10 protein-coding genes are annotated in these 12,276 nt (G+C 70.5%); 7 read left to right on the top strand and 3 right to left on the bottom strand.

The annotated features are described in order from the left end of the window. From A5711_RS00620 to A5711_RS00600, 5 genes are all read left to right on the top strand, one after another. Window positions 1-717: HNH endonuclease signature motif containing protein (locus A5711_RS00620; RefSeq protein ID WP_156744698.1), on the top strand; the 717-nt coding region annotated here is incomplete at its 5' end. Between the two features lie 66 nt (window positions 718-783). Then, the gene (locus A5711_RS00615) at window positions 784-1,155 is read left to right on the top strand and encodes a hypothetical protein (protein WP_067943060.1); all 372 of its coding nucleotides are present in this window, start codon (window positions 784-786) and stop codon (window positions 1,153-1,155) included. Between the two features lie 51 nt (window positions 1,156-1,206). Beyond that, window positions 1,207-2,013 carry an MBL fold metallo-hydrolase gene (locus tag A5711_RS00610; protein WP_067943058.1) on the top strand — a complete coding sequence of 269 codons (807 nt, stop codon included), beginning with the start codon at window positions 1,207-1,209 and terminating at the stop codon, window positions 2,011-2,013. Between the two features lie 201 nt (window positions 2,014-2,214). Further along, a complete protein-coding gene (locus tag A5711_RS00605; RefSeq protein ID WP_067943055.1) occupies window positions 2,215-3,354 on the top strand; it encodes a PPE family protein in 1,140 nt (379 codons plus the stop codon). A 124-nt stretch (window positions 3,355-3,478) separates the two neighbouring features. Beyond that, entirely contained in the window at window positions 3,479-4,606 is a 1,128-nt protein-coding gene (locus A5711_RS00600; RefSeq protein WP_067943063.1) for a PPE family protein, read from the top strand. Here A5711_RS00600 and A5711_RS00595 read toward each other — a convergent pair. Beyond that, window positions 4,595-6,940: a heavy metal translocating P-type ATPase gene (locus A5711_RS00595; RefSeq protein ID WP_369829913.1), complete on the bottom strand. Its 2,346-nt coding sequence runs from the start codon at window positions 6,938-6,940 to the stop codon at window positions 4,595-4,597. The two genes, A5711_RS00600 and A5711_RS00595, sit on opposite strands and share 12 nt — an antisense overlap. A 131-nt stretch (window positions 6,941-7,071) precedes the next feature. On the opposite strand from A5711_RS00595, the gene A5711_RS00590 reads away from it, so the two are divergent. Together A5711_RS00590 and A5711_RS00585 are read left to right on the top strand one after the other, a co-directional pair. Beyond that, a complete protein-coding gene (locus tag A5711_RS00590) occupies window positions 7,072-7,476 on the top strand; it encodes a CBS domain-containing protein (RefSeq protein WP_067943051.1) in 405 nt (134 codons plus the stop codon). Then, window positions 7,473-9,011, top strand: coding sequence for an FMN-binding glutamate synthase family protein (locus tag A5711_RS00585; protein ID WP_067943048.1), 1,539 nt, complete (start codon window positions 7,473-7,475; stop codon window positions 9,009-9,011). The genes A5711_RS00590 and A5711_RS00585 overlap by 4 nt, the downstream gene beginning before the upstream one ends. Here the strand turns inward: A5711_RS00585 and A5711_RS00580 are convergent. Further along, window positions 8,980-11,637 (bottom strand): cation-translocating P-type ATPase, encoded by a 2,658-nt coding sequence (locus A5711_RS00580; protein WP_067943046.1) that lies wholly within the window; start codon window positions 11,635-11,637, stop codon window positions 8,980-8,982. The genes A5711_RS00585 and A5711_RS00580 overlap by 32 nt on opposite strands. 17 nt (window positions 11,638-11,654) lie before the next feature. After that, on the bottom strand, window positions 11,655-12,269 hold the full coding sequence (locus A5711_RS00575) for a DUF5994 family protein (RefSeq protein ID WP_067943044.1): 615 nt from the start codon (window positions 12,267-12,269) through the stop codon (window positions 11,655-11,657). Window positions 12,270-12,276 lie beyond the last annotated feature (7 nt).

The raw sequence follows: 12,276 nt of genomic DNA, 5'->3' as shown, positions 1-12,276 counted from the left end.
CGCCCGGCGGCCGGTGCGGTGGTCATTCACGTAGTCGCCGAACAAGCCGCCCTCGACGGCACCGGCGCGGCGCCGGGCTTCCAGCTGGGCGCCGAAGGACTGATCCCGCCCGAGCTGGTCGCCGAGTTGGCCGCCTCGGCCAAGCTGGTGCCGTTGATCCATCCCGGCGATGCGCCGCCCGAGCCGGGTTATGTGCCGTCGCAGGCGTTGGCCGATTTCGTGCGCTGCCGCGATCTCACGTGCCGCTGGCCGGGTTGCGATTGCCCGGCGGTGGCCTGCGACATCGATCACACCATCCCCTACAGCGCTGGCGGGCCCACGCACGCCTCGAATCTCAAATGTTATTGCCGGACACACCATTTGGTGAAAACCTTCTGGGGCTGGCAGGAAAAGCAGCTGCCCGATGGAACGCTGATCCTGACCTCCCCGGCCGGGCGCACCTACGTCACCACCCCGGGCAGCGCCCTGCTGTTTCCCAGCCTGTGCCGCGCCACCGGCGCGATCGCGACCCCCGAAGCCGACCCGCCCGCGGAATATTGCGGCGAGCGCACCGCGATGATGCCGAAACGGCGCCGCACCCGCGCCCAAGACCGCACCCGGCGCATCGCCACCGAACGCCGCAACAACCGCACCGCTCGCCTGGCACGCCGAGCAAGCGACACCGCGCAGCACCTGCCGCGCGACGCCCCGGGCGACGATGACCCGCCGCCCTTCTAATTTGTGGGATCGGTAGCGAACCGGTCGGTGTCTGCTGCTCGCGTAGTCGAGGAAAGGCGCGAGGCAATGAGGCATCTTCACAAGGTCAGGAAGGTCATTACCGGGGCGCTGCTGTCCGGCGGCGTGGCGGTGGCCGGTCTGGGGCTGGCCGGTCTGGGCCTGGCCGCGGGCACGGCCCAGGCGGAGCGCGGTATCGCGCCGCAAGTCATCGGCCCGCTGCCGCTGGACAACTTCACCGTCCCGCACGATTGGTGCCCGGGGCAGCCGTTGCCGATGCCCGATGTCCGATGGGATATGGGCGTCTGCCACCACTGGTACTGGGTCCCCGTCGGCGGGATGGGCAACGTTGGCCAGTTCGTCTGGGAGGGCGACGCGCCCCGCCGGCCGCTGGGTCCGCCGCCTTGCTACGGAGCACCCATCTGCCTGCCCGGCCTGTAGCCGACACCGTCCCGGCCGCGTGAGCAGCCCGCGATCGGGTAGCCCGCGGCTATGGACATCACCGTGACGTTCGTGGGCAACGCGACCACCTTGATCGCGGCGGGCGGGCTGACGCTGCTGACCGATCCGAACTTCCTGCACCAGGGGCAACACGCCTACCTCGGTCACGGGCTGGTATCCAAGCGACTCAGGGAACCGGCGTTGCGCATCGACGAACTACCGCCGGTCGACGCGGTCGTGCTCTCCCACATGCACGGCGACCACTGGGACCGCGTGTCGCAGAAGGGCCTCGACCACGACCTCCCCGTCATCACCACCCCGCACGCCGCCAAACGGCTGCAACACCGTGGCTTCGCGAACGCGAGTGGGCTCTCCACGTGGGAACAGCACAAGATCACCAAGGGCGGCACCACGGTCACCATGACGTCGCTGCCGGGCCGGCACGGCCCGGGGTGGACCCAGCGGCTGCTGCCGCCGGTGATGGGCACCATGCTGGACTTCGCCGCCGACGAGGGACCACTGCGGCGCAGGGTCTACATCTCCGGCGACACCCTGCTCGTCGAGGACCTGAAGGAGATCCCGGCGCGGTTCGATTCCATCGACGTCGGCCTGCTGCACCTCGGCGGGACCCGGCTTCCGGCCGGCCCGCGGCTTCCGTTCGGGCTGACCGTAACCATGGACGGCCGCCAGGGCGCGGGATTGGTGGCGATGCTCGCCCTGCCGAAGGCCATCCCGGTGCACTTCGACGACTATGGCGTCTTCGCTTCGCCGCTGGCCGACTTCACGCGGGAGATGCAGCGCCGCGACATGGCCGACCGAATCATCGAGGTGCCCCGCGGCGGGTCGGTCACCGTCTAGGGCTCCCGTTAGCGGCGCCGAACCCCGTTAAAGACTTTGGCTACCCTAAGGTCGCCGGTATATCGTTCTCACCGTCCGGAACTCGACGGAAAGGATGCTTGCGGCACCTTGGGGGGTGAATGCGTATTGTTTCCGGGCTCTTTGCAACTTGGTAATCGAAAGTTTCCGGCTGCGTATCCGGCGTAGACAAGGTGAGATGTGATGGACTTATTCGCGCCACCCGAGGTCACCTCGACGCTGATCCATTCCGGTCCCGGGGCGGGTTCGCTGATCGAGGCCGCTGGCGCGTGGCAGAACCTGGGCGTCGAGTTGGAAAACTCGGTCGCGGTGTATGCGTCCGCGTTGTCGTCGTTGATCGATTCGTGGGACGGCCCGTCCTCGATGGCGATGCTGCAGGCCGTACAGCCGTATCTGATCTGGCTGCGCACCACAGCGCAGCAGGCCCAGCAAATGGCCACCTCGGCGGAGTCCGCCGCGGTCGCGTTCACCGCCGTCCGCTCGGCTGTGGTCCACCCCTCCGTCGTCGCCGCCAACCGGACGCGGTTGGCGCAGTTGCTGGCCACCAACGGGTTCGGGCAGAACACCGCGGCTATCGCCGCGACGCAGGACGAATACCAGACCATGTGGGCGAACAATTCCGCGGCGATGGCGCGCTATCAGGCGGCGTCGTCACAAGCGACGACGTCGTTGTCGCAATTCAATTCGCCGCTCGCCATCTCGAATCCGACGGGCACGGTCAACCAAAACGCCGCGGTGTCCAATGCTTCCTTGCTCAGCTCGGCCTCCAGCACGGGCAACATCATCGACTCGCTCGGCGTCACCCCGTTCGACCCCAACGCCGGTTGGTTCAGCTACTGGAGCACCTGGGGCAACCAGTTCATCTCGTCCGGGTTCCCGATCAACCTGCTCAGCTACCTGGCGCAGAACACCTCGGCGCAGGCGCTGCAGGGCGTGGGCAGCGATATCGGTTTGGGGCTTTCCGAGGGCGAGGGCGCGCTGGCGTCGTCGGTGACCAGGCTGGCCAGCGCGTTGCAGGCCGCGCCCGGGGGAGCGGCCGCGGGGGCGATGGGGGTCGGGGTTTCGCTGGGCAAGCTGACCGCGCCGCCCGCGGTGGTGGGGCTACTGCCGGCGACGCAGACGCCGGTGCAACTCGCGTCGTCGGTGTCGCCACTGCCGGCCGACGCCGGGCTCACCGGCATGCCGCTGATGCCCATGATGGCGCCGGCCACCAACTCGGCGGGCAGCGGCTGGCGCAAGCGCAAGCAACAGAAGTTCGAGGACCTTGAATACGGGGCGGAACTTCCGAAGAAGGTGATTCACCGACCGCCCAGCGGGGGATGAGGGCCGATGACGCCTCACCACTCCGGAAGACGAACCTCGCCGCCGGATAGGTTAATCGCGGCCCAAAACCATTGTTGCGCAAGCAAAGTGGTGCCGCGCGCTCTATTGCGTTGGACGAGACATGATTGATTTCGGGCTGCTGCCGCCCGAGATCACTTCGGCGCTGATCCACTCCGGACCCGGCGCCTGGTCGATGATCGAAGCGGCCGGCGCATGGCAGGAGCTCAGCGCCGAACTGGAGGCGGCCGCAAGCAGTTATACCGCGGAGCTGGCGTCGCTGGCGGGTACCTGGCAGGGTCCGTCGTCGGTGGCGATGGCCCAGGCGTTCGAGCCCTACCTGGCCTGGTTGCGGACCACCGCGGCGCAATGCCAGGAAATCGCCGCGTCGGTCGAAACCGTCACGGCCGCATTCGAATTGACGCACTGGACGGTGGTGCATCCGTCCGTCGTCGCGGCCAACCGGGCACGGTTGGCGATGTTGCTGGCCACCAACTTCTTCGGCATCAACGCTCCGGCCATCGCCGAGACGGAAGCCGAGTACAACGCCATGTGGGTCAACAACTCGGCGGCGATGTATCGCTACGGCGCGACCTCGCTGAACGCCGTCAAGCTCGCTCCGCTCTCGTCGCCGCCGAACGTCGCCAACCCCTCGGGCGTCTCCACCCAGGCCTCGCTGGTGCCCGCCGCCAACACGCTGGCTTCGACGAATACCGGGTCGATCATCGACGCGCTCGGCGTCACCCCCTTCGACCCCAATAAGGGTTGGTTCGGGTACACCAGCATCTGGGGCTGGCAGTTCATCGCCGGCGGGTTCCCCGTCAACCTGCTCAGTTACCTGGCGCAGCTCAATGCGGCGCAGGCGCTTTCAGGTGTCAGCGCCGACATCGGACAGGGCCTGGCGGAGGGTGGGGCAGCCCTGGCGTCGGCGGATGCAAGCCTGGTGAACGCCCTTGGTTCCGGGGCGCTGGCGCCTCGGGGCGCGCTGGGCGTTTCCGTGTTGGTCGGCAAGTTGAGCATGCCGCCCGCGACGGTGGGGATGCTGCCCGGCGCGCAGCCGCCGGTGCAGCTCGCCTCGGCGGTGTCCGCGCTGGCGCCGGGGGAAGCGCCGCCCCCCGCGCTTCCGGTGGCGCCGATGCGACCGCCGCTGGGCGGCAAGGGCGGCCGTGGGGGCGACGGGCGAGACTACGAGGACATCGAGATCGGCGCGGAGCTTCCCGGCACCGTCATGAAGCGACCGCCGTCAGCGGGATAGCTTGTGCGCCAAGGTGTTCCGGCCATCCGCCTGCCGGGGGCCGGGTTCGTCCTCGGCCAGGGTGAAGTAGCTTTCCTCCTCCTGCAGGAAATGCAGGCGCAGCAGGGCGTGCAACCCGTATAGGCAGGCGAGCAGGTCGTCGAGCTGGTCGGGACCGATCGCCCCGCTGCTCTGGGCCAAGGCCACGTGGGCGCCGATCCGGTCGGCGAGTCGCTGGATCTCCGCGTGGGTGCGGCTCATGGGGGCGGTCGCCTCGCTGGTGCCCAGCGGATGGGCCAGCGCGGGATAGAGCTGCGTCTCCTCGGCTTGCTCGTGCGGGATGATCCGCTCGGTGAGCACGGCGTGGGCGCGGCTGATCGCCTCCAGCGCCGACCCGTCTGGCGCGGCGGCCAACTGGTCGGCGGCGTCGCGCAACAGATCCACGGCGTCGCGCAGCTCGTCGTGTTCGGCGTCGAAGCGCCGCAACAGCTGCTCGGTCGACGCGGGGAGGTCGACCTCGATGTCCGGGTTGCCGCCCAGGGCCCGCAGCGCGTTGAGGATCACGGCGACGTCGATGCCCTCCTGCACCAGCGCGCCGACGGCCGGCGGGAGCCACCCGACGGCGGCGACGGCCATCGCGACCAGCGACAGGACCATGCCGACGACCGCGCTCTGCACGGCGATGCGCCGCGACCAGCGGGCGATGTCCATCGCGTCGGCGAGCCGCTCCAGCCGATCGGTGGTCAACACGATGCCGGCGGCCTCCGAGGAGGCGGTGGCACCGCGGGCTCCCATTGCCACGCCGACCGTGGCCGCGGCCAACGCGGGCGCGTCGTTGACCCCGTCACCGACCATCACGGTGACCGCGCGGTCCTTTTCGGCGCGCACGGCGGCCACCTTGTCGGCCGGGGTTTGTTCCGCGTACACCTCGTCCAAACCCAGCACGGCGGCGACCTCGCGGGCGGGTTCGGTCCGGTCTCCGGTCAGCATGACCAATCGGTTCAGCCCGGCTTCGCGCAGGCGGCGCAGTGTTCGTGGTGCATGACGACGCAGTGGGTCGCGCAGCAACACCGCGCCCGTCGGCCGCCCGTCGACGCAGACCCAGGCGATCGCGGCGCCGTCCAGCAGGGCGCGATTGACCACCGCGCGGGCCCATGCCGCGTTCGCGGTGTCGTGCGAGAGTTTGCCGACGTGGACCCGCCGGCCGTCCAGGGTGGCGGTGACGCCGCGGCCCGGCTCCTCGACCACCTCGGAGGGCAACGACAGTGGCAGCCCGCGGGCGCGCGCCGCGGTGACGATCGCCTCGGCCAGCACGTGCGGGGACATCTGATCCACCGAGGCGGCCACCCGCAGGATCTCGAGCGCATCGCGCCCGGGCGCGGCCGCGACGTCGATGACGGCGGGACGCCCCATGGTCAGGGTGCCGGTCTTGTCCATCACCAAAGTCGTTGCGTGGCCAAGGTTTTCCAGAGCGCCGCCGTTGCGGATCACCACGCCGCGCCGTGACGCCCGCGACAGCCCGGACACGATGGCGACCGGTGCCGCGAGCAACAGCGGGCACGGCGTCGCCACTACCAGCACCGCCACCGCCCGCACCGGTGACCCGCTGGCGAGCCAGGCCGCGCCGGACACCAACAGCGTCAATGGCAGGAACCACGCCGCGTACCGGTCGGCCAGCCGCACCACCGGCGCGTTCTCCGCCCCGGCCTCCGCGGCCAGGCGGACGATCTGGGCATACGTGCTGTCGGCGGCGGTGGCGGTGGCGTTCATCTCGAAGGCGCTGCCCGCGTTGACAACCCCGCTGCGCACCGGTTCGCCCACGCCGCGCTCGACCTGCAGCGGTTCGCCGGTCAGCACCGATTCGTCGAGCACCGCGACCGCACCGGAGATGCGCCCGTCGACGGGCACCACCTCGCCGGGGCCGACCACCAGCAGATCGCCGACCGCCACGTCCTGCAGCGCGATAACGTCGACCACCGAGCCGACGCGACGGCGGGCGAACCGCGGCGCGCGTTCCAGCAGCGCCCGCAAGTCGTGGGATGCGCGGCGCTCGGCCGCCGCGTCCAGTGCCCGCCCGCCGGCCAGCATCACCGCGATCAACGCCCCGGCCAGGTACTCGCCGACCAGCAGCGTGCCGACCAGCGACAGCACCGCGATGAGATCGACCCCGAGCCGGCCCCGGCGCAGTGCGGCGAGCACCCACGCCACCGCGGGGACCACCGCCAGCACCGTGCCCGCGATCCAGCAGCCGTCGGCGACCCGCGGCGCCCCCGCCAGCCAGGCGATGCCCCCGGCCGCCAACGCAACCAAGGTCACCGCGGCAAGCACCGGCTCGACCCAGCGCGCGCGGCGCATCCACCCGTCGCGTGCAGCGTCCATGCGTGCCAGCTTGGTCGCGCAGTCCGACGCGGGCTAGGGCCGGATGGACGCGGATTGAGGACTCAGGTCACTAGAAGGCCGGCCGCCGTCTGGCGAGCATTAGAGGCGTGACTGAAATATCTACGCCGGGGTCCATCCCGATCTCCACCATCACCGGTGACCCCGTGGCCCGCGTCCCCGCCGACGCCACGATCGCCGACGCCGCCAGGGCCATGGTGACCTGCGACGTGGGAGCCATCGTGATCGGCGACGAGGAACGGCCGGTCGCGCTGGTGAGCGAGCGCGACATCGTGCGGGCGGTGGCCGCCGGCCGGAACCTCGCCACCGCCGCGGCCTCCGACGTGGCCAGCACGAAACTGGTGTGGTGTGACGCCGAAGCCTCGGTCGACCAGGTCGCCGCCCGGATGATGGACCGCTACATCCGCCACGTGCTCGTGGAGCGCGACGGCGCGCTGGCCGGCATCGTCTCGGCCCGCGACCTGCTGGGCGTATACACGGATTTCGATTCTTGAAATCCCGGGTGGTGGCCGCGCTGGTCGGCGGCGGCCTGGCCGGGCTGACGGGGTGGGACCTGCTGCAGCACCGCCACACCATCCTGCGCAACTATCCGATCATCGGGCACCTGCGTTTCCTGCTGGAAGCGGTCGGCCCGGAACTGCGCCAGTACATCGTCACCGACAACGACGCGGAGCGGCCGTTCAGCCGCGACCAGCGTCGCTGGGTGTACACGTCGTCGAAGCTGGCCAACCGGTACTTCGGCTTCGGCACCGACAACGACCTGGAGCGGGTGCACAACTATCCGATCATCAAGCACGCGGCGTTTCCCGTCGCGGCGCCGGTGGGCGAACCCGAGCATCCCGACCCGACGGTGCCGTTGCCGGCGGCCAAGGTGCTCGGCGGCGCGCGGGGCCGCGCCAAGGCCTTCCGCCCGTCGTCGGTGGTCAACATCTCGGGGATGAGCTTCGGGGCGCTCGGCGGCGCGGCCATCACCGCCCTGAACAAGGGCGCGGCCCTCGCCGGCGCCCTGCACACCACCGGCGAGGGCGGGGTGTCGCCGTATCACCTCAATGGCGGCGACCTGGTCTGGCAGATCGGCACCGGCTACTTCGGTTGCCGCGACGACGACGGCCGCTTCAGCCTGCCGCGGCTGATCGACCGGGTGGCGGCCACGCCCTCCATCCGCGCCATCGAGATCAAGCTCAGCCAGGGTGCCAAGCCCGGCCTGGGCGGCGTGCTGCCGGGAGCCAAGGTCACCCCGGAGATCGCCGCCATCCGCGGCGTTCCGGTCGGGGTGGACTGCAGGAGCCCCGCCGGCCATTCCGCGTTCCGTGACGTCGATGGGCTGTTGGAGCTGGTGGAGACCATCGCCGCCGAGACGGGCCTGCCGGTCGGCATCAAGTCGGCGGTCGGGGAGGAACGGTTCTGGTGTGACCTGGCCGCGCGCATGGCCCGCACCGGGACGGGCGTCGACTTCGTGACCGTCGACGGCGGCGAGGGCGGCACCGGCGCCGCCCCGCTGGTCTTCAGCGACCACGTCGCCCTGCCGTTCAAATGGGCGCAGCCCCGGGTCTACCGGGCCTTCGCCGAGCACGGGCTGCACCACGACATGGTGTTCATCGGGTCGGGCAAGCTGGGCATCCCGGAGAACGCGCTCCTGGCGCTGGGCACCGGCTGCGACTTGATCAACGTCGGCCGAACCGCCATGTTCTCGATCGGCTGCATCCAGGCCCAGCGCTGCCACACCGGCCGTTGCCCCTCGGGCGTCGCCACCCAGTCACCGTGGCTGCAGCACGGCCTCGACCCGTTGCTGAAGTCGGTGCGCTGCGCCAACTATCTCGCCACCCTGCGCTTCGAATTGCTGCAGCTTGCCCGCACCTGCGGCTACGTCCATCCGGCGCTGGTGCCGCTGGACGCCATCGAGCTGCTCGACGTCGACATGAAGACGGTGCGGGTCAACGAACTGTTGGGCTACCAGCCCGGCTGGGGATTGCCGAGCCCGGCAGACGTCGAAGCGATCACGGCCGTGCTGTCCGGCGGCGCAGGATGAACTTGCGGATCTCGCTCACCCACAAGACCGTGCTGGCCATCGCCACGCACACCAGCCACTGGCTCACCGACAGCGGCGTGGTGGTGAAGGCCGTGTTGAGGACCGGCAGCTGAACAACCGCCACCTGCAGCAGCGCCGATAACCCGATCGCCGCCCACAACCACCCGTTGGCGAAAAACCGGCGGAACGCGGTCCGGGTTTCCGAACGGGCGTTGATGGTGTTGATCAGCTGGGCGATCACCAAGACCGTGAAGCCCGCGGTGCGCGCGGTGTCCAGAGACGACGGCAGGGGTCCGCCGGGCGCGTACAGGTGAATCGTGACGAGGGTGGCGGCCGCGACGGCCGCGCCGATCACGATGATGTTGTTCCACATCCGGGCGTCGATGACCCGATCCGACGCCGCGCGTGGCGGCCGGCTCATCACGTCTTCGGTGTGCGGATCCACACCCAGCGCCAGGGCCGGTGCGCCGTCGGTCAGCAGGTTGATCCAGAGAATCTGCGTGGCCAACAGCGGGAGTGCGACGGTATGCCCCTGCGTCAGTCCGATCGCGCCGGCCAGCACCACGCCGAAGAAGACGGTGAAGATTTCCCCCATGTTGGATGACAGCAGGTAGCGCAGCGTCTTCTTGATGTTCGAGAAGATGCCCCGGCCCTCCCGAATCGCCTGGACGATGGTCGCGAAGTTGTCGTCGGCGAGGATCATGTTCGCCGCTTCCCTCGCGACCTCGGTGCCGCTGCGGCCCATGGCGATGCCGATGTCGGCCGATTTCAGCGCGGGCGCGTCGTTGATCCCCTCCCCGGTCACCGCGACGATCTCATGCTCGGCTTGCAACGCGTCGATGATGCGCTGCTTGTCCGCCGGACTGACCTGGGTGAACTGCGAGTGCAGGCGCACCGTGTCCCGCAGCTCCTGGTCGTTCAGGGCGGCGAGTTGAGCGCCGGACACCGCCGACTCGCCGCCTTCGATACCCAGCTGGCGGGCGATGCGCGCCGCGGCCTGGGGATGGTCGCCGGTGATCATCACGACCCTGACCCCGGCGCGGCGGGCCTCGGCGATGGCCGCCGCCGCCTCCGGTCGCGGCGGATCGGTGATCCCCACCATGCCCAGGTACACCAGGTCCCCCTTCGACCGGTGGGCGACCGCCACGGCGTGCAGGGCGTCGAGCCTGAGCCGCTCGGCATCGCTGCGGATTGTGGCTCGTGCCGAGTCGTCGAGCGGAGCCAGCCGGTCACCGGCCCGCAGGTGCGTGCAACGGCCGAGCACCTCGTCGGGGTCGCCGGTCGTCACGCCGGCCGGGGTGGGGCGCGGCCCGTCGCCGAGCTTCCCGCGGGCCACCAGGAAGGCCCCCTCGACGGGATCACCCCGGACCGTCCACCGACCGTCGTCCGCGTCGAGGGTGGCGCTGGCGGCCGCGGCGCCCCCGTCGAGCACCAGCGCCGCCTGGCGCCACAGGTCGTCGCCCTCGTCCAGCGCCGCCCCGCCACGTTCGAGGCGGCCCTCGGGCCGATAGCCGGCGCCGGTGACCCTCACTTCGCCAACGGGGGTGACAACCCGCACGATCGTCAGTTCGCCGGCTGTGAGCGTGCCGGTCTTGCCCGAGCACACCACCGACGCCGACCCCAGGGTCTCGGCGGACGACAGCTCCTTGACGACGGCGTTCTGGCCGGCCATCCGCCGCATTCCCAGCGCGAGGACGACCGACATGATGGCGGGCAGGCCTTCCGGTACGGCCGCCACGGCCAGCGATACACCCAGCAGCGCTGCCGTCACCACGTCGTGGGCGCTGTGAATGCCGAAAACCAGGAGGATGGTCGCGACCACGACGACGGCGATCACCAGCACCGCGATCCCCAGCAGCCGGCTGGCCCGGGCGACCTCACGCTGCAACGGGGTGGGCTCATGGTCGGCGATGCGCACCAGGCCGGCGATCTGTCCGGTCTGGGTCGCCATCCCCGTGGCGGTCACCACCGCTCGCCCGGCACCGGTGCTGACCGCGGTGCCCTTGAACACCATGTCCGCTCTGTCCCCGAGCGCCGACGGCCCGGCCAGCGTCCGGGCATTCTTGAGCACCGGTTCACTCAGGCCCGTCAGCGCGGCCTCCGACACCTCCAGCCCCGTGGCCGAGAGCAGCCGGGCGTCGGCCGCCACGGCGTCACCCTCGGCGAGCAGCAGCACGTCGCCGGGCACCACCTCGCTCGCGGGAACGGTGCTGCGCGCGCCGTCGCGGAGGACGGTCGCCGAGGTCGCCGCCATCCGCGCCAACGCGAGGACCGCGCGCTCCGCGCGCGTCTCCTGCGCGTAGCCGAGGATCGCGTTGAGGACGACGATCACGGCGATCACCACGGCGTCGACGGGCCAGCCGTCGCCCCCCTCGACGACCCAGACCGCGAGGGAGGCGACCAGCGCGGCGAGCAACAGGTAGATCAGGGGGCTGCGAAACTGCGCCAGCAGCCTTCGGTAGGCCGGTGGCGGCGGAACGCTCGCGATGTCGTTCGCGCCGACGGCGGCGAGCCGGCGGGCGGCTTCCGCGGTGGTCAGGCCGAATTCGGCGTCGGTGCTCAGCTTTTCGACGACGGCGGTGGCGTCGAGGAGCGCGGGGTCAGGGTCGATCAGCGCGGCGTCCACCGAACGCGCTCAACCGCTCAGGGGTGGCTCGCCGGCAGCACCGACGGGGCTTCTCTGCGGGACTCCATCATGCGGTTGCGAACGATGTGTTCGACGAGGATCGGCACGAAGGTCTGGACGGGCGCGTCGACGAACTGCTCGGCGGCCTCTTCGGACCAGCGCCTGATCTGCGCGGTCCGTTGCTCGTCGCCAAGCCCCTCGTGGCGGGCCAGCTTCTCGGCGACGTCGGCCACGGATCGCGCCACGGTCGACCGGCTGCGCGACGGCACGCCGTCGTCGGCGGGCACCCGCGCCTGCTCCAGCGCTTCACGGGCCACCTCGTCGCCGGCATCCGGGCGGATGACGTGCAGTGTGAGGTGGTGGCCGTTCTCCCCGATCAGGATGATGCTGGACGGCTCGTCGCTGGTGAAGGCCAGCAGTTCGACCGTGTGGCCGCCGATCTGCACCAGCGCGGGGGTCTCCTTCCAGCCGTTGCGGCGGTAGCCCACCATCACGACCGGGCCCAGGCGCTCGGACACCGCGGTCAGCAGCTCCGGCAGCTCGTCGACCAGGTTCGTCGTTCGCGGCCACCAGGCGCCGTCGATGTGCTCCGATACGGACCGATAGGGCTTGAGCTGTAAGCGATTTTGCATGTGCACG

Source organism: Mycobacterium sp. E2238 (genome assembly GCF_001672665.1).
Taxonomy (GTDB): Bacteria; Actinomycetota; Actinomycetes; order Mycobacteriales; family Mycobacteriaceae; genus Mycobacterium.
Note: the sequence above shows the minus strand (reverse complement) of the source record. Positions and strands in the feature narration are given on the sequence as shown.